Source organism: Chamaesiphon sp. OTE_75_metabat_556 (assembly GCF_031378165.1).
In the GTDB taxonomy this organism is placed as follows: Bacteria; Cyanobacteriota; Cyanobacteriia; order Cyanobacteriales; family Chamaesiphonaceae; genus Chamaesiphon.
On record NZ_JANNDR010000554.1, the window covers coordinates 1 to 18,923 of the forward strand.

Here is an 18,923-nt window from a genome sequence, read left to right on the forward strand (position 1 = left end):
AAATCCTAAATAACATTTCTTGCTTCCTGCACCAAAATTTCATCCATCCAAGCATTCATACTTTTACCCGCTTTACTAGCAGCCAAAAAAATCAGGCGATGATGTTCGGCGGATGTGCGAAATGGCAGTTTGCCAGAAAATGGTTTTTCTGGTTCTTGCCCCAATTCTGCACAAAAATCTAAATATTCATCAACAGATATTTGAAACTCCTGTTTTGCTTCGGCGACAGTTGTAGCCTGAAAAGTCACTACGTCTCGAATATCTAACACTCGCCCGTGTAATAATCCCGATTCTACGTCAACTTCGATCGATCCGACATAGCCTTTATAATTTAGCATCTCAAATATCCTCATCTTCTGGAAACAAATCGCTACTATCCGATATTCCAGCACTCTTTAGAAAATCTCGCACTCCTTTGACTGTGCCTTTAGGTGCTTCTCGCTGTGGATGTGGTTGATGAAAAACTGCCCTTACTCCATTGATTATCACCCTGACTCTCGATCCTCTACCCTGAGATACTTCACCACCTAATGCTACAAACAACGTCTCGATATTCTTCCAGGGAATATCGGACTTGAGCGGATTTGTGAAAATATCCAGGAGCGTTTTCTGCTGCTTGCTGTTTAAGTCGTCGAGCATGTATTTTAGATTGCCCAGAGCGATCGCTGATATCTATAAATGATATCAAATATATTATCGATCGTCCGATCGAGATTCGACAACTAAAAGATCGATCGACCAGCAGAATATAATAGAGGATAGACCAGATCGCACCTCTAGCTCCAGGGCGGAATAGTTCAAATTTAAGCTCCTCCCCCATCAATTATGAATCCCGACGTAAAATTCCAAGATGCCTTTGATGTTGTCGTTGTTGGTGCCGGACATGCTGGCTGTGAAGCCGCACTAGCCACCGCCCGCCTCGGCTGTCGCACCCTCCTACTCACCCTCAACCTCGACAAAATCGGTTGGCAACCCTGTAATCCCGCCGTCGGTGGCCCTGCCAAATCCCAGCTTACCCATGAAATCGACGCACTGGGCGGGGAAATTGGCAAAATGGCCGATCGAACATACCTCCAAAAACGGGTCTTGAATGACTCAAAAGGCCCTGCGGTGTGGGCATTGCGCGCACAGACGGACAAGCGTGAATATGCGGCGGTGATGAAGAATATTGTCGAAAATCAGGACAATCTCACCATTCGGGAAGGAATGGTGACGGATCTAGTTTTGGATGCGAATAACAAGGTAATTGGCGTTGAGACTTATTTTGGCGTGGCGTTTGAGTGTCAGGCGGTAATTCTGACGACGGGGACATTCCTCGGTGGGACGATTTGGGTTGGTAATAAATCGATGTCCGCTGGACGGGCGGGCGAATTTGCCGCGACGGGATTGACGGAAACCTTGCACCGTCTGGGGTTTGAAACAGGGCGTCTAAAAACTGGTACGCCGGCGCGGGTTGATAAGCGATCGGTAGACTATTCTAAAATGGAACCACAACCAGGGGACGCTCGCGTGCGGTGGTTTAGTTTCGATCCCGATGTATGGATCGAAAAAGAACAGATTCCCTGTCATCTGACGCTGACGACGCACGAACCCCATCGCCTGATTCTCGAAAATCTCCATCTCTCACCCGTCTACGGTGGCTGGGTAGATGCGAAAGGGCCGAGATATTGTCCGAGTATCGAGGATAAAATCGTCCGGTTTGCCGACAAGGAAAGTCACCAGATTTTCATCGAGCCGGAAGGACGCGAGATTCCGGAGTTGTATATTCAGGGCTTTTCGACTGGATTGCCCGAAAGTCTCCAGGTGGAAATGTTGCAGACGCTGCCAGGGCTGGAAGCGTGCGTGATGTTGCGTCCGGCTTATGCGGTGGAATATGACTATCTACCCGCGACGCAATGTTATCCCACCCTAATGACCAAGAAAATTGAGGGGCTATTTTGTGCGGGACAGGTAAATGGCACCACTGGTTATGAAGAAGCCGCCGGACAGGGATTTGTCGCGGGGGTAAATGCCGCGCGATTTGTCAACCAGCAGGAGATGATTGTCTTTGCGCGCGAACAAAGTTATCTAGGGACTTTAATTGACGATTTGTGTACCAAAGATTTGCGCGAACCCTATCGAATGCTGACTAGTCGATCGGAATATCGGTTACTATTGCGATCGGATAATGCCGACCAAAGATTGACGCCATTAGGTCGAGAAATCGGCCTGATTGACGATCGGCGGTGGGCGTTATTTACCAGCAAACAAGCGCAGATTATTGCCGAAAAAGAGCGGTTGGAAAAAACCAGAGTTAAAGAACTCGAACCGATAGGCCAAGCGATTACGGCAGCGACTGGAGAGATTATCAAAGGTTCGATTACGCTTGCCGAACTATTGCGTCGCCCAGGATTGCATTATCCCCATTTAATCAAGTTTGAATTGGGTAATAACGATCTAGAAATTGCCGAACAAGAGGGAGCCGAAATCGAGATCAAATATGCTGGCTACTTGAGTCGCCAACAACATCAAATCGACCAAGTCAGCAAACAATCCAATCGCAAATTACCACCGAATATCGATTATCACTCGATCGGCACTCTATCCAAAGAATCGCGCGAAAAATTAGCCCAAGTCCAACCAGCAACGATCGGTCAAGCTACCCGCATCGGTGGTGTCAATCCCTCAGATATCAATGCTTTGTTGATTTGGCTCGAAGTACGCGCTCGCCAAACACCAGCGGCAGTTGTCCATTAATTTGTTAAGTGGACAAACAATTAGTCGATCTACACTAATTCATCGCCAAGAAAAGTGCTGTAACGAACATGGAATCGATCGCAATGCCATCAGAACGGCTGGGGATTATTCAGGGCGATATTACCAAATTAACTGTAGAGGCGATATTAGTGCGCTCGACCTCTTCGACGGTACCCACACACTACCAACAATAACGTTTGAAGGAACTCGAAAGAACCATTCCCTGCAAGACGATACAGTCTCTCGAAGCCCAGAAAAATATCTTGATAAAGGAAAATCTTACTGCCTCAGCATTATTGCCGATCTTGCATTTTTATTAGTAAACATGTACCGTTATAGGTGTGATGATTAACTTGGTCAATTTTTATGAGGAGATGCGACAATGGGGAAACCAACGTGAGATAGCCGCGTAGCTTTATATTAGATGTTACTAGTCAAGAACATGATTTGAGTTTTCTTTATAATAAATAATGCATCTATCTAAATTTATTTAGTTTTCAGAATATTAAGACTTCACAACTCGATTCAGCAATACCAATAATAATTAACAAACCATTACTGTTTAGTTTTATTGAAACAAATATCATTTAAAAACGAGTTCAATTATGATGTGGACAGATGTGCAGGGCAAACTGAGAAATATTAATTTAAGTCCTGAGAAAGCACTTATGCCTTTGTTTGAAGCTATCGTCAATTCAATTCATGCAATTGAAGACTTAGGAATAAACAATGGTGTTGTAGACATTTATATAGACAGAGAGAATCGCCAGCTAGATTTAATTGACAATAGTGAACTTCCATTAGTTGATGGCTTTACTGTTGTTGATAATGGAATTGGTTTTAACGAAAAAAATTACATGTCTTTTCGCACGTCAGACAGTACACTAAAACTCGATCGTGGATCGAAAGGAATTGGTAGATTTATCTGGCTAAAAGTATTCAACCATGTCACTATTAGTAGCGTATTTTCGGAAGATAGTAAATTAAAGAAAAGAAGATTTGAGTTTACACCTGCTGGTGAAGGAATATTTGAGCATACAATTAGTGATGCAAAAGATACCGAGCGACAAACCTCTGTATCTCTAAAGTTATTCGTAAGCAAATACAAGGTTAAGTGTCCTCATAAAGTCGAATTAATTGCGAAAAGAATTATCGAACATTTGATTGAATATTTTATGTTGGATAATTGTCCAAAAATAGTTGTTCATGATACTTCAGAGAGAATCGACCTAAATGACTATTTTAAAACATACTTAAAGGTTGGTTTCACAGAAAGTAAATTTGACATAAATGAATACAGCTTTATTGTCAAGACTTTAAGATTTTATGATACTCAAGAAAGAGATCATACTATAAATTACTGCGCCAACAGTAGACAAGTACTGACTGAAAAAATTAATAAACATATACGAGACTTACCTGATAAAAAGAAGATCAAAGATCTACAAGGTAAAAACTTTGTATATTTTGCATATCTAACAGGCAGTTATTTGGATGAATCTGTTAATTCTGAAAGAACAGGGTTTAATATTGCTCCAAATAATATAGATTACTTGCTGGAATTTGAGGAAATATATTTCGATCTTATCAGACAAAAAGCTTTGGATATTATTAAAATTGAACTTTCTCCATATCTTGAAGAAATCAGAGATTCAAAGGAGCAAGAAATCAGAAATTATATCTTTAGTGAGGCTCCTTATTACAGACCTTTACTTAAATATGCTTCAGACCTTTTGGAGAAAATTCCACCTAATCTTCCAAAAGAAAAGCTTGATATAGAATTACATAGAAATATGCTTGAATATGAAATTTCTCTAAAAGAACAAGGACAGCAAGTCTTGAATAATTTGGATCGTCCTGATTTCTCTAATTACGCAGAATATCAGGAGCAATATTATAAATTTCTAGAGCAATACAACGATTTAGGAGCAGCTAATTTATCAAAGTATGTTGTTCACAGAAAGATAATCATAGATATTTTTGAGAAAAGTCTAGAGAAAGATGAAAATGGTAAATATAGATTAGAAAAAGATATTCATAGAATTATCTTCCCTTTGAATTCTACCTCTGATGCCATTCAATTTGAGACGCACAATCTTTGGATTGTTGATGAAAAGCTGTCTTATCATCAGTATCTTGCTTCAGATCGTCCACTCAAAACAATAGAAAATTTAGCTGTTGAATCAGCAGAAAGACCAGACATGGTTATTTTCAATAATCCAGTTGCTTTTGTTGAAGGAGAGTTGAATCAGCCCTACTCCTCTATCGTAATTTTGGAATTCAAACGTCCAATGAGAGAAAGCTATGGTGCAGATGAGAATCCGATCACTCAAGTTCAAGGATATATTGAAAAAATGCAATCTGGTAAATTTAAAGATAAAAATGGAAGGCTAGTAACTCTTCCAGCAGGAATACCTTTTTATGGATACATAATTTGCGATCTAACCGCAGAAATTGTAAGTTTCGCAAGAAATGGAGGACTTACTAGAACTCCGGATCTTCAGGGATATTTTGGATTTAATAATAACTTCAATTCTTACATGGAAATTATGTCATTTGAAAAACTTATTGGCGATGCTAAAAAACGCAACCAAATTTTGTTCAGGAAGCTCAATTTACCCTAAAGACGATCTAAAATATAGATTGTGTCGTGAATCGAGCGAAGAGAGTCAATCCCAGATTACATCGATAACAGATGTTTTGTTAGTTGTTCGCTTGACATCTCTATCTTGAAGAAGATTACTAGATTGTTTTATATAGTTACAATATAATTTGTCCAATCTCGGAACTAGCTTCCGAATCAGAATAATTAATCTTCAACCATGAACATGGAATCGATCGCAACGCCATCGGAACGGATGGGGATTATTCAGGGCGATATTACCAAATTAACTGTCGATGCGATCGTCAATGCTGCTAATAGTTCGCTCTTGGGTGGCGGTGGTGTCGATGGGGCGATTCATCGTGCGGCTGGAGGGGAATTATTAGCCGCCTGTCAACAACTAAATGGTTGCCAAACAGGTCAAGCTAAAATCACTCCAGGCTACCGACTTCTGGCTAAATATGTAATTCATACCGTCGGCCCTGTTTGGCACGGCGGACACGATCGCGAGCCAGAATTACTCGCGAGTTGTTACCAGGAGAGTCTGACTTTAGCAGTCACAAATCAGATCCAGACGATCGCGTTTCCAGCGATTAGTTGTGGTGTTTATGGCTACCCCATCGCTCTGGCCGCTCAGGTAGCATTAGAGACGGTGTATGCATTTCTAGCGCAAGCTGACTCGATCGCTGGCGTTAGTTTTGTCTGCTTTAATGATGCTGATTACGATACTTATGTCGAAGCATTTGGGATGCTATGACTTAATAATGCTCTGTAATGAATCGAAGAAAGTTGGATAAGAAATTGATGCAGCTTCAGCGCGGTGGATCGTCGTTGTCCCTGTGGCCATTACCGCTGCGATCGCTAGACTCATGGCAATCCGATGATCGGTAAAACTATCTAACTCGGCACCAATTAAAGATCCCCCACCTGTAATTTCTAAACCATCAGGTAACTCGGTAATTTTGGCACCCATTTTAGTTAGAGCTGCCGCCATTACTTGCAATCGATCGCTCTCTTTAACTCGCAGTTCGGCAGCATCTTTAATTACAGTTGTGCCGGTGGCAAATACCGCCGCGACTGCCAAAATCGGGATTTCATCGATGAGTCTGGGAATCAGATCGCCACTAATTTCACAAGCTTTCAATTGGCTGTGTTTGACGCGCAAATCTGCCACGGGTTCGCCAGTGACTTCCCGCTGATTTTCGAGGCTAATATCGGCACCCATTAACTCCAAGGCGACTAAAATCCCCGTGCGGGTTGGGTTGATACCGACATTTTCAATATACAATTCCGAACCAGGGACGATCGATCCAGCGACCAACCAAAATGCCGCCGAGCTGATATCGCCAGGGACGATCACCTGTTGCCCAGTAAGCGTCGGATAACCCGTAACGGTCGCACTATGAGTCTCTGGATCGACATCGATTTGCGCCCCAAACGCGCGCAACATCCGTTCGGAGTGATCCCGCGATAGTGCCGGTTCTGTCACCGTGGTGCGTCCGTAAGTCATCAATCCGGCCAGTAAAACCGCCGATTTGACCTGAGCTGACGCGATCGGGGAATGATAGTGAATCGGTTGCAATGCCTGTCCGCGCACAGCTAGGGGTGCCAGCGAGTTGCCTTTGCGCCCCCAGATCTGCGCGCCCATTTCCGTCAGGGGCGCGACTGCTCGCGACATCGGACGCGATCGCAAGGAGTCATCCCCAGTGACCGTAAAAAATCGATCGGGATGAGAAGCCAAGATCCCCAGCATCAGCCGCATCGTCGTCCCCGAATTGCCAGCGTCGAGGACATTCACTGGCTCTTGGAGCTGCCCCAAGCCAATTCCCGTCACGGTCACTAGCTCGGTGTTTAGTTCCGAAATTTGCGCGCCCATCGCGCTAAAACAAGCCGCTGTACTGCGCGGATCTTCTCCCAATAACAAGCCCCGAATCGTCGTCTTGCCCTCCGCCAAGGCTCCGAGCATCAACGCCCGATGGGAGATCGATTTATCGCCAGGAATCTGCAATCGACCCTGAAGCGATACCCCTGTAGGGGTGGGAGTAACAGTTAAACTTTGATGACGATCGAAGGGTTGCAGAGTTATCACAGCAATTTTAGCAAAAAGTCTAAATGTCTATTCTAAAGCGACACGCGATCGCGATCGAGTTAAAAGTATGACAGATTAAATTATTGACTGTTGGTGGAGCATTGTCCTTGGCAAGAACCAGGCATGACTCGATATCCTAGACACCTTACCAGCCCAGTGAAAGTAGCGATCTGTGGGTACCTTGGATCTACGCCAAGCTTTAGCTGATTTTTGTGGTAAATGTCCAGATCTCGATCTCGAAGTAACGATCGCGGTTGTAGTAAAGTTTACAGGTGTGAGTATCGCGTACATCTCTCAAGAATGAAGACGATCGGTAAATTTTGGCAATCTTTAACTGGAGATCGGGCAATTGCGCCGGAAATCATTCGCGCGAAAGCCTATGAAATGTGGAAAGCGCAAGGTGGGGGCACTGTCGATCCCGATGCTAATTGGCAAGCCGCGATCGCGCAATTGCAATCGGCAGAAAAACTCAGTCGCCGCAGCTTTTTCCTGGAACTCATTCGGTTGATGATTGCGAGTCTGAGTACAGGTGCGACGATCTTTGGTGGCTCGATTTTATTTCTGAACTTTTCCCAAGGTGAAAATCGGCTGATTACCGAGCGATTTACGCGATCGATCGAGCAATTGGGCAATAAAGAAGAAACGATTAGAATCGGTGGGATTTACGCTCTCGAACGGATTGCCAATGACTCGCCGCGCGATGGCTGGACGATTATGGAAGTATTATCTTCCTTCGTGCGGGGCAAACAAAACATTAAAGGACAAGATTCCGTCGCCAAGCCGCCCGCAATTCGGACTGACTCACAAGCCGCCTTAACCGCCATCGCCCGCCGCAAAATCGATCTCGAAACCGAGGAGCAGTTTCTCGATCTGAGCTTTACCAATCTGTGCGAATCCACTCTCGTCGGCGCACGGCTCGATCGAGTTAAGCTGAATAATTGTAGTTTGATTAAAGCTGATTTACAGGCAGCAAGTCTCAAATTAGCCAATCTCAGTCATGCTAATCTGAATGAAGCCAACCTGACCAAAGCTCAACTCGATCGCGCTAACTTAATTCAAGCCAACTTGAGTAATGCCAATCTCAGTGCGGCGAATTTGAATGAAGCTAATCTCAATAAATCCGATCTCAGTGATGCCACTCTCGATGGTGCGATACTGACAAATGCGAGCTTGGGCAATACCAATCTCACGAGTGCGATCCTGATCGGTGCCAATCTTCGAGGCGCAACTTTGAGCAAAGCCAATCTCACGAAAGCCGATCTCAGTGGTGCTGATTTGTCTGGTGTCAATCTTACAGATGCTAACCTCAACAAAGCCGATTTTCGCAAGGTTAAAAATCTCCAGATTGTCCAAATCCAACAAGCTCAAAATTGGGAATTAGGCATCTACGATCCGGCAATCGATGCTTTACTTAAACCCGATCGACCGATCGAAGCAAGCAAGATTGGTAGGGGCAATTCATGAATTGCCCCTACCGATGGAATTAAATCATTAGAATGCTTAAGGATCATCTTTTTAGTGATATTTTCATCTGAAATTTTACCTATTCCCTACCATCTAAAATATGTCCGATCGATCTATTGGTTTAAGTGAAACCCTCTATCAATATTTACTAGCTAATTCTGTCCGCGAACCAGAAGTATTAGCTCATCTGCGGCAGGAAACTGATCGACATCCTTTGTCCAATATGCAAATCTCGCCAGAGCAAGGGCAATTAATGGGATTATTGGTGCAGTTAATTGGTGCCAAGAAGTGTTTGGAAATCGGCGTTTTTACTGGCTATAGTTCCCTGTCGGTAGCTTTAAATTTACCAGATGATGGTCGGATTGTGGCTTGTGATGTCAGTGATGAATTTACCTCGATCGCGCGCAAATATTGGCAATTAGCAGGAGTGAGTGAGAAGATCGATTTGCAGATCGCCCCAGCATTAGAAACACTCGATCGATTATTGGCGAATGGTGAGGCGGGTACTTTTGACTTCGCTTTTATCGATGCCGATAAAAATAATTATGCGGCTTATTACGATCGCTGTTTTCAATTAGTTCGGCAGGGTGGATTAATTCTAGTTGATAATGTCCTCTGGTATGGCCGAGTTATCGATCCAGCGATGGATGACGATAAACGCACTCAGGCGATTAAGCAAATCAATCAACAAATCTATCGCGACGATCGCGTGCAGATTAGTTTAATTCCGATCGGGGATGGATTGACGATCGCCAGGAAAAAATAGATAAATAGAGGATTGGCAGATGTTTGAAAAGTCAGATTTTGCCGATCTCTAGGGCGATCTTCTAACTCATAGCGTGGATTGTGGAGCGGGAATGCTAGCAAAAATCTGATGTTCCAAACACCATTGAATTAATGAGAGTGCAGATTCTTGACTCATCGAGGTCGATCTTAAATGCTCGATCGCGATCGCCGTTACAATTGGTTCTCTACCAAATTCTTGCAAGGTTAATAGGTCAAAATTTCCCAGCCACCGAACAGCTTTTCCATCGGCTAAGATCAATGCTGCTGAAGGTTGAATTAAACCATCAATGTACAGATTCATCGTCTTTATTTGCCCAGTGAAACAAACTGTAGCTGGTAGATTAGTTCGATCGAGAATTGGCTGGGATAGTTGGTGGTTGGTAGTGGATACTGGTTCGTTAAAGTATAAAGCATCGATACTCGCGAGATGTTGCTGTCGTTCTGTCGCTACTAACTCGTTGTAAAACTCAGTAGCCCCAGCTCGATTTGCTGGTGAGTCGCGCCAAGTTCTTACCACCGCAGCCGCCGCCAGGGCGGATGAGAGTGCAAACCGGATCCCCTGTCCGGCGATCGGGTTTGAGGCCAAAGCGGCATCACCAACCGCGATGCGACAGTCTTGAATTGGTGCTGCTGCCCATTGTGGAACAGCTGGTCGTCGCCCTAGGAATCTGAGCTGGGTGTGGTTTGGCAAATCCAAGCTGGCGTTCACCAGGGCATTGTCGATCTGTCCCCGTAGCCGCTGGGATCTCACCACCCCAACGGTCATGCGATCGGGAAGTCCGAGGCGATACACCCATCCATCCGCGATCCGGGCGATCCGCCCCCGTAAACAATTTGGATCGCCAATAGCATCATAAATCTCGGCGATTTCCTGCTGCTGCCATCGAATCGATCGCGACCAGATTGCCGAGCGTCCGGTAGCATCGATCGCGGCTGCAAATGGCCGTTCGACCCGATCGATCGTCACGTAAGCGCGATCGCCGGCGATCCGGATTGCTGGCAGGGTATGACACGCTGTGAGTACAGCACCGCGATCGATCGCGGTGGCGATCGTGGCTTGCAATAGAGCCGTCCGATCGACATGAAGGTACCTGCCCGAACGGAGGATTGGTTCATGACTCTGCCAAGCATTTTCAAATCCTGCTACCCACACACCGCCAGCCTGTTCCAGTGCTGGCAGCAGATCTAAGGCGGCAAATAACCGCAAAGCAGACTCGGAAATTGCCTCAATTCCTTTGCTGCTTGGCAATCCTCGATCGATCAATACCGGCCGAAAGCCATCCCGCAACAACTGGATTGCGACTGCTGCGGCGGCGATCCCCGCACCGGCAATCGCAATCTCATTCTCCAAACAATCGGTGTTCATTAGACCTCCGGCATGAATCAATTTTCGGCACGAGTTCCCCGATCAGAAATTTGATGAAGATAATTTATGTTAACTACAAATGATTGTATCGCTGTATTAATGCTACTTTTGTCTCATGCCTGAAAATTCTCTAAAGTTGTGCTGCAACTGGAGGTTTACATGAAGCTTCAATTACTTGAAGTATTCTTTTATCCGCCCATGGCGATCGCGCGCGTAGGTGGTAGCAACAATCCACTCGAAAGTTTCACTTGGCAGGAAGACCCAACGCTTCGAGGCGCAGCGAAGACTATAATTTCACCAGCAATTAGCCTCGAAATTCAAGCCGATGGTTCGGCCAGACCCTATTTACCCAGTATTATTCACTTCAAAGATGAAGGTTTATTTCGTCCGGTAGCACCGTTTTTTGAGTTGTGGGCGCGAGTGCAAGCTGATGATGGCGCACAGTCAGAAGTCCCGCTGACCGGTGAAATTTTGCAACAGCTCGATGCGTCATTAGCTGCTGTTTCTTATCTAGTGGAAGCCGCAAATTTGAAGGCAGCACGGCGCACTGGCGATCCGACTTGTGGCTTTAGTGCCAGACTGGAAATTCGCGCCAGCGACAATCACCGCCATGCATTATTAGCCACTAGTCCTCGCGGCGCAGGTTCGGAACCGTTAGTATTTCCAGATCGACCGATTCCCCTGGGTACGATTCAGGCGATCCGTCCGGTTAGTATCGAAGAGATGGGCGTAAATTTAGATGTCCTGCGCTTGCGATTTACGCCAGCTTCCGGTCATATTTATGGGCCGCCAATCGCTACCACTGGCCCCGCACCAGGCACGGGCAAAATTCATGAGATCGTTCCCGCCGTCAATCGGATTCTGAATCAGAATTCGACCTGGTTGACTTACGATGCTGATTTTAATCGGTTTAATAATCCCGAGCCGTTTGATACCTATGATGGTGCGTCTGTGACTATTCCGGTTAGTAGCGATCGATCTTGGGGAGTTGTTGATGATACTTGCGACGGCACGATTCGAGCAATTGTGACGATCGGTGGCGAACGGTTTACGACCACTGCGCGCTTCTTTTCGGCACCTCCAGATTTTGCGCCAGATCGTCGTCCCTTCCTCTCGCTGGCTGATGATTTGACCGATCGCGACTTGCCGTTGCCAGGAGTAGATGATGCCCTCACCACTCAAGAAATCGCCGACCTGTTCCAGCGGGTATTCGAGACCTTAAGCTTGCTCAATCTCGATGCCAATCGCGCGTGGGCGATCAATGATAACTCTAGCAGTAGTCTACCTGGTAAAAGTCTAAATTTGCCATATATCGATCGAGACACGATGACCGAGCGAGATCGACCTTATGCCGATAAGGTGCCCGATCTGATTTCTAAACCCGTGGCACACGATCGCTTACCCTATTCATCGGTAGCTGCTGCCGTTCATGGCTCACTGACAGATGTTGAAGCTCTGACTGATTTCTTGCGCACCTTTGGCGTGCGGGTCGAGCAACTATTGCGTCCGCCCTATGGCGCAGTCTCCGAGTTGAGCCAACCGCCAGCCCCAGATCCAAATCCCCGCTTTCGGGATGCTCGGATCGAACGCGATCGGCTGCATGATATGCGAATGCCGCCCTATATGCGCGATTCTGATGCCACGGCACTCTCGCTGACCAGACGGCAATACCAACAAATTATGGAGCTGGTCGATCGACTGCGTGCGCCAGAGACAACTGCATTAGCCAGATCCGCTGTAGCCTCGACAGCTCCAGCCATCACCCCCGTCCGTCAGCATGTCGAAAGAGTATTAGCCCGTCGCGCTCAACCCCAACCAGAGTAGCACCGCCGAGCATCCCGATCGACGATTCAAATCTCGAACCAGAGGTATGCAAACTAGATGAAATCTCCTTCTGAAGTCTTATTACCAGATGAACGGGCGCAAATTCCCCAACCTTGGTTTCATCCGATCGCTGGTGAAAAACCATTAGTATTGGTGATGGAAAATAGCCAGTTATTTGAAATCAGTACCGATTTTTTTACAGCCCTAAATAATGGGGATGAAACGGCAATCGCCGAACTTAAAGCGGCTCTGCCCGTCACCGATCGGTTAACTAAAGCTTGGCACGCCGATACCGAACCGAGTGCGATTTCCCTCAACTTAGCTCAATCATGCAACCTTGCTTGTAGCTATTGTTACGCTGATGAAGGTCGATTTGGCGGAGCGCAACGCTCGATGTCCGCCGACATTGCCCTAGCCACCATCAAACAATTTATCGAGAATGCCCCCAAAAAACGCGTGACGATCGGTTTCATTGGCGGCGAGCCGTTTGTCAATCGTGCCACTCTCTACCAGAGTGTAGACTCTGCCAAAACAGTTGCAGCGGATTGCGGTGTTTCCGTCGGCTTTTCGGTGACGACGAATGGCACGCTGCTAACGCCAGACGATCTGACATTACTGCGGGAAAATGCCTTTGCTGTATCCGTGAGCATCGATGGTGACGCGGGGATGAACGATGTACATCGTTCAGATCGTCAGGGTGCGGGCAGTTTTGCCAAGATCGTCCACAACCTGCAACCGCTGCTGGCAAATCCCGGTCGCGCCAAGATCGCCGCTCGATCGACGATCGCGCGCGATGATTTGCGAGTATTAGAACGGGTTGAGGCTCTGTGCGCGATCGGTTTTCCCGAAGTCGGCATCAGTCCGTTGCGGACGAGTCCTAACCCCGCACTAGTGTTTACGCCCGCTGACTGGTCAGTTTTTCTCCAGGAAATGATTCGCGCTGCCGAGGCGGAATGGGAACGGGTAGTAGCTGGCGGGCAGTTTCGATTCTCCAACCTGGCCGTAGCTCTCAAAGAAATCCATCGGGGTGCTTGTCGGCCACTCCCCTGCGGTGCGGCGGCCAATTATGTCTCCGTCAGCGCGGAAGGTAATTATTTTAGCTGTCATCGGACGATCGACGATCCCCGCTTTGCGTTGGGGACACTCGCCGATGGTTTAGATGCCTCAGCTCGCGAACGGTTTCTTCAATCGCGGTTAGTCGATAGTCAGGAACCCTGCCGCTCTTGTTGGGCGCGGTACCTGAGCGGTGGCGGCTGTCATGCCGAAGTGATTAAGTCTGGGCGCGATAGTTGTGACTATATTCGCGGGTGGCTGGAATACTGTTTGAGTTATTACGATCGCCTGTTATCAATCCGCCCCGATCTATTTAACACCTCACCCACACCACAGCCATGAGCGAGAAAATTTTCCCCCGCAACCTGACAGCCAGAGCCGATCGACAAGTAGTTGGCAACCCCGTCACTACCCGCCTGGAAAGTGGTGTTGGCAACTGCTTTCCCGGACTAGAATTCGACCAACGCAACCTCGATCGTCGCTTCTTTCCCGGACTGGTGTTTGAATTTATTTCGGAAAGTGATAGTCCGACGCCCAATATCATGCGTGGTGGGGCGCGGCTGCTGAATCTCGAACGCCGCGATCCAGATCTCAACCAAGCTAACAATCCAGTGCTCGATCCAGTAGCTCAACAACTGCGGGCGGCTCTTCAGGGCGAAGCTGGTAATGCGATCTCGGATGGCACTACCACCAGTTTCTGGTATCTCGATGCCCTGGAACAACAGGGAATTGTGATTCCCTTGTTTGAAATAGCCGCAGATGGGACGAAACAACCATTGGGTGGCGCAGTTGTATGGCGATTCGTCCGTTCGCTCGAACCTGGTTTAGTCAAAATTAAACTCGCACGGCGCACGGCACCTGCCGAAACGCCACCAGCGACCATCGAAGTCGAATTGAATGGCTGGCGACGGGTGTTTGTAGACGATCGCACTGGTACGATCCAGTCAGTCTATCAACCAGGCGAACTCACTCAAAGTCTCTGTTCGCCGTGGCAACACGATTTCCGCGACTGTGGCTGCCATTACTGGGCTTCTAACCATCCCGATATCGTCCTCGGTGAAGATGTCCTCGGCGAACCGACGCTGCCGTCTGGAGCCTCTGCCGATCCAGTCCGCGCGAATACCCCGATCGATTGGCTCAGATCCGATCGCACGCCAGCCAGTCGGGCATCTGCGCTCGGATCTAATCGCGATAATCGCCCTTTCCAGATGGATCACTATGAGATTAGCACCAGATGGCAAGAATTAGCGATCGTGCTCAAAGGTAAAGAAATTTCCCAAATCTATCGTGCCCCAACGGCGGAGAGTGCGAATCCCTATGCAAATCCCGATGAGTTAGCCGCAAAATTGGTCGAACTCGCCGGGTTAGAACATGTGCTGTGTTTGGAGTATCTCTATGCGATGTACTCCCTGCTGACTCCTGCCGAGATCGATCGCAATACCTGGCCGAAACTTGGTGACGATCTGACGTTTGTGCGTCATGAGTTGCTATTAATTGCTGTTGGTGAAATGCGTCATCTGCGGTGGGTAAATCAGCTCCTGTGGGAACTAGATCATACCGGCATCTTGACTGGTAATTTCGGCCCAGCCCTGCAAGTTGCTACCGAAATTCCAATAGCAAATGGTCAAGTTCGGCCACGCCAATTACGTCCACTCGATCGCGCTACTTTAACTGACTTTATCACGGTCGAAGCTCCGAGTAGTGGCATTGATGGTCAATATGCAAGTGTACTGGCAACGCTGCGACAGCCACAGTATCCAGAGAGTTTATATCAACTAGCTGGCAAAATTATTGCCGATGGCGTGGAACATTTCAGCAAGTTTAGTGAAGTTCAAACGATTCTCAGCTCGTACGATCGTGACTCCGCGCCGAATAATTTTGTACCTCCCTATCTACGAAATATTACCCCCGCACCTAGCGATAATGCCGAGGCACAGCAAGCTCTCACTGGCTATTATCGGCTGCTTGCCAACCTGGGAGCAGCGTATCAAAGTGGCGATATGGAAGACGCTGGCAGTATCGTTGCTGCCCGTCAGGAAATGATTGGTTTGGATGTAATTGCCAAACAGATCGCACTTACTGGATTGGGAATTCCATTTTTTTAAAAACTCTCTAGTCCTAATATCAATTGAGGATTTAAGTATATGAAACTTGTCCGTTTCGATCCACCTGCCAATATCGATGACTTTGATGTGATTCCCCAGCAAAGAGATGCTTGGAGTGAATTCTTGTCTGCTAGTTTTGATGAAGAAGTTAAAGCAGTTGAATCAGAACTAGGTGTCGGCAACAGTCAGTTTTATAACCCAACTAAAATCGATACCACCGCTCCTCAAAGCGAACAAGATATTACCTGGACTGGCTTTCCGGCTTTGATTAAACGCAAGCATCCTGGAAGCAAGCGCGCAGCTCGACAAGAGGCTGACAAACCGCTACCGAATGGCGAACGACCACAAGATGAATATCTAGAATGGTTTGTCACCAAACAAGCTGGCAAGATTACCAAAGTCACATTTACCTGCGAGGGGCCAGAATATTGGGAAGCACTCGCACATGGGTACCCATTGAGTTATACCGGCCCCAAAACCGCTGGTGCGACTGGCGACAACCACAAGCTGCTGGCACTCTATCAAAAATACGTCAGTCCGCGAGTGCTGATGGCTGATTTGTTTGTTAATGGGAGCTACAATCGGCTCAACAAATGGAACACAAAAAATGGCGCAATGCACTTAAACCAGCGCAACAACACCTTGGGTGCGGAGATTAACATTGCGGCTCAAGCGACCATTTTACGCCAGCAGGGTGGTGTGGTTTTAACCGATCCAGACAAATTGATTCGTTGTGGTCGATATGGGGCACCAGGTCGAGCCAGCGATCCGACGATCGGTGCCATGGTAAATGCGCTCGCTCGCGATGGCTTTTTTGTCACCCTCCAAAATCCGGTCGGACTGTACATTGATAGTCTCGATACTACAGGTTGGAAACAACCGAATGGGAGTCCAGTCGATCCGGGATATTGGCAAATCTTGCGCGGTACTGCTGGCAAAATTCTGCGGGCTGTCTATGAAGTACCTGCGGCTGAAGGCTTTGTGGTGGGAGATATTGCGATCGGCGGCGAAAAAATTGAATTTGGCGGACAGATCGCCGAAAAAATTACGATGAAACTGACAGGACTAGCCTTTAGCAAAGGGAAGTTCAAAAATCCCGCACAGGCATGTGTGGCAGCGGGCATTCAAGCCGCCGGATTGGTTCAGTCACAGGGACATGTGTCGGTGCGGAGTTTAGATTAAGTTTATGCCAGATCCTAAACCCACCGCCATTAAATTGCCCGCTGAGGATCTACTGGAGATCGACGAGATCCAAGGCAATAGTTTGGCTGGATTCAATAAAGATTTTCAGATGTGTTTATTTCTGAAAATCCACGATCGCGCGATCGCCAAGACTTGGATTGGCAATCTCGTTCCCCGGATTGCGACAGTCGCAGAAGTGCTAATGTTCAACAATCTCTTCCGTACCTTGCGCCATCGCCAGGGAGCCGATCCACCAGGTTTGGTTGCCACTTGGCTTAATATTGCCTTTACCTATGCAGGCATTCAAAAACTGGTGCCAGCCACCGATGCCGATCGATTCGATCCTGGCGATCCCTTTCGGATTGGATTGCCCACTCGATCGAGTCTCCTGGGCGATCCTACCGATCCAACGGCAATCGGACATCCAGATCGCTGGGTGGTTGGGGGTACTGATGCGAGCAAGTATCCCGATCTACTGCTAATTATTGCCAGCGACGATCCAGCCCATCTCAATGCCGAAGTTACGCGGATTCGATCGACAATCTCCTCGCTACCACTGCTTAAAGATGGTACGAAGGGCTTGGAAATCATCTGCGAGCAACCGGGCGCGACTCGATCGGATTTACCTGGACACGAGCATTTTGGCTTCAAAGATGGCATCTCCCAACCTGGGGTGCGGGGGCGAATCTCCAAAACTGCCAAGGATTTTTTAACCCCCAGACTGCTCGACCCCACAGTCCCTGAGGCTGCTGAATTTGCCAAACCAGGTCAACCCCTAATTTGGCCGGGACAGTTTGTTTTGGGTTATCAACTCCAACGAGCTGACGATCCGATTCAACCCCAAAAGCCACTGAAACTCTCGCCCAGTTGGACTAAAAACGGCTCATTTCTCGTCTGCCGCCGGTTGCTTCAGGATGTGCCCGCTTTTTGGAACTTCATGGAGCAGACGGCAGCCAAACTGTCCCAACAGCCTGGTTTTGCCAACATCACCGCCGAACTTTTAGCCACAAAATTTGTGGGACGATGGCCGAGTGGTGCGCCATTGATGCGCTCTCCCCTAGCGGACAATCCAGATCTGGCCAAGGATAGTCTTGCTAATAATCATTTTCTGTATGGGGTCGATACCCAAAAACTGCCCCTGATCCCGATTGCTAACTATCCTGGTGATGGTTTTCCCCAAGCAGTACAATCTACGTTTGGGTCTGTATGTCCTTTTGCCGCTCATGTTCGGAAAGTTAACCCTCGCGACATGGCTACAGATGTCGGCGGTGCTAGCGATACTCTGACCCGTCACCTGATCCGGCGGGGAATTCCATTTGGCGATCCCTTATTAGATCCATTGCAGCCTACGGCTGACGAACTGGCAGCAGAACGAGGGCTGCTGTTTATTTCTTATCAAACTTCCATTGAAAATCAGTTTGAGTTCTTAACTCAGGATTGGTCTAACCTCGAAGTAAATCCGCCGCCCGGTGGTGGTCACGATCCGATCGTCGGTCAGAATCAGGAACCGGGGAACGATCGCACCCGCAAATTTGAGTTGAGGGGCACTGACGGCTCGATGGCAACAATTGAAATCCCGATCGATTGGGTAATTCCCACTGGCGGCGGTTACTTTTTTTCGCCATCGATCGCGGCATTAAAAAACGTTTTTAGCTGATTTTCGATCTGAATTTTACGATCTAAAACTTTGATCGTTTTTGTAAAAACAATTATTTT

16 protein-coding genes are annotated in these 18,923 nt (G+C 47.4%); 12 read left to right on the top strand and 4 right to left on the bottom strand.

Annotated elements, in window-relative coordinates:
* Positions 1-5 precede the first annotated feature (5 nt).
* Together RMO27_RS21685 and RMO27_RS21690 are read right to left on the bottom strand one after the other, a co-directional pair.
* Positions 6-338: a type II toxin-antitoxin system HicB family antitoxin gene (locus RMO27_RS21685; protein WP_309736501.1), complete on the bottom strand. Its 333-nt coding sequence runs from the start codon at positions 336-338 to the stop codon at positions 6-8.
* A 1-nt stretch (position 339) separates the two neighbouring features.
* The gene (locus tag RMO27_RS21690) at positions 340-639 is read right to left on the bottom strand and encodes a type II toxin-antitoxin system HicA family toxin (RefSeq protein WP_309736502.1); all 300 of its coding nucleotides are present in this window, start codon (positions 637-639) and stop codon (positions 340-342) included.
* Positions 640-825: 186 nt separating this feature from the next.
* Here RMO27_RS21690 and mnmG point away from each other — a divergent pair, with 186 nt between their 5' ends.
* The 4 genes from mnmG to RMO27_RS21710 all read left to right on the top strand — a co-directional run bounded on the left by mnmG (position 826) and on the right by RMO27_RS21710 (position 6,095).
* Positions 826-2,736: a tRNA uridine-5-carboxymethylaminomethyl(34) synthesis enzyme MnmG gene (mnmG, locus tag RMO27_RS21695; protein WP_309736504.1), complete on the top strand. Its 1,911-nt coding sequence runs from the start codon at positions 826-828 to the stop codon at positions 2,734-2,736.
* 68 nt (positions 2,737-2,804) lie between these two features.
* The gene (locus RMO27_RS21700; RefSeq protein WP_309736507.1) at positions 2,805-2,930 is read left to right on the top strand and encodes a hypothetical protein; all 126 of its coding nucleotides are present in this window, start codon (positions 2,805-2,807) and stop codon (positions 2,928-2,930) included.
* Between the two features lie 414 nt (positions 2,931-3,344).
* Positions 3,345-5,360, top strand: a complete 2,016-nt coding sequence (locus tag RMO27_RS21705; RefSeq protein ID WP_309736509.1) for a hypothetical protein — start codon at positions 3,345-3,347, stop codon at positions 5,358-5,360.
* A 198-nt stretch (positions 5,361-5,558) separates the two neighbouring features.
* The gene (locus RMO27_RS21710; protein WP_396133781.1) at positions 5,559-6,095 is read left to right on the top strand and encodes an O-acetyl-ADP-ribose deacetylase; all 537 of its coding nucleotides are present in this window, start codon (positions 5,559-5,561) and stop codon (positions 6,093-6,095) included.
* Here RMO27_RS21710 and aroA read toward each other — a convergent pair.
* Positions 6,090-7,427, bottom strand: a complete 1,338-nt coding sequence (gene aroA, locus RMO27_RS21715) for a 3-phosphoshikimate 1-carboxyvinyltransferase (RefSeq protein WP_396133782.1) — start codon at positions 7,425-7,427, stop codon at positions 6,090-6,092. The genes RMO27_RS21710 and aroA overlap by 6 nt on opposite strands.
* A 172-nt stretch (positions 7,428-7,599) precedes the next feature.
* Between aroA and RMO27_RS21720 the strand changes: the two genes are divergently transcribed.
* The 3 genes from RMO27_RS21720 (at position 7,600) to RMO27_RS21730 (ending at position 9,657) form a co-directional block, all read left to right on the top strand.
* On the top strand, positions 7,600-7,731 hold the full coding sequence (locus RMO27_RS21720) for a hypothetical protein (protein WP_309736513.1): 132 nt from the start codon (positions 7,600-7,602) through the stop codon (positions 7,729-7,731).
* A complete protein-coding gene (locus tag RMO27_RS21725; protein ID WP_309736515.1) occupies positions 7,728-8,891 on the top strand; it encodes a pentapeptide repeat-containing protein in 1,164 nt (387 codons plus the stop codon). The genes RMO27_RS21720 and RMO27_RS21725 overlap by 4 nt, the downstream gene beginning before the upstream one ends.
* 100 nt (positions 8,892-8,991) lie before the next feature.
* The gene (locus RMO27_RS21730; protein WP_309736517.1) at positions 8,992-9,657 is read left to right on the top strand and encodes a class I SAM-dependent methyltransferase; all 666 of its coding nucleotides are present in this window, start codon (positions 8,992-8,994) and stop codon (positions 9,655-9,657) included.
* 66 nt (positions 9,658-9,723) lie between these two features.
* On the opposite strand, the gene RMO27_RS21735 is transcribed toward RMO27_RS21730, so the two are convergent.
* Positions 9,724-11,043: a hypothetical protein gene (locus tag RMO27_RS21735; protein ID WP_309736519.1), complete on the bottom strand. Its 1,320-nt coding sequence runs from the start codon at positions 11,041-11,043 to the stop codon at positions 9,724-9,726.
* Between the two features lie 159 nt (positions 11,044-11,202).
* On the opposite strand from RMO27_RS21735, the gene RMO27_RS21740 reads away from it, so the two are divergent.
* The 5 genes from RMO27_RS21740 to RMO27_RS21760 are packed head-to-tail and all read left to right on the top strand — an operon-like array spanning position 11,203 to position 18,864.
* Positions 11,203-12,867, top strand: a complete 1,665-nt coding sequence (locus RMO27_RS21740) for a hypothetical protein (RefSeq protein ID WP_309736521.1) — start codon at positions 11,203-11,205, stop codon at positions 12,865-12,867.
* A gap of 57 nt (positions 12,868-12,924) precedes the next feature.
* Entirely contained in the window at positions 12,925-14,262 is a 1,338-nt protein-coding gene (locus tag RMO27_RS21745) for a radical SAM/SPASM domain-containing protein (RefSeq protein WP_309736523.1), read from the top strand.
* Positions 14,259-16,025, top strand: a complete 1,767-nt coding sequence (locus tag RMO27_RS21750) for a ferritin-like domain-containing protein (RefSeq protein WP_309736525.1) — start codon at positions 14,259-14,261, stop codon at positions 16,023-16,025. The genes RMO27_RS21745 and RMO27_RS21750 overlap by 4 nt, the downstream gene beginning before the upstream one ends.
* A 39-nt stretch (positions 16,026-16,064) precedes the next feature.
* Positions 16,065-17,207 carry a hypothetical protein gene (locus tag RMO27_RS21755; protein WP_309736527.1) on the top strand — a complete coding sequence of 381 codons (1,143 nt, stop codon included), beginning with the start codon at positions 16,065-16,067 and terminating at the stop codon, positions 17,205-17,207.
* Between the two features lie 4 nt (positions 17,208-17,211).
* Positions 17,212-18,864 carry a Dyp-type peroxidase gene (locus RMO27_RS21760; RefSeq protein WP_309736528.1) on the top strand — a complete coding sequence of 551 codons (1,653 nt, stop codon included), beginning with the start codon at positions 17,212-17,214 and terminating at the stop codon, positions 18,862-18,864.
* Positions 18,865-18,923: the final 59 nt, after the last annotated feature.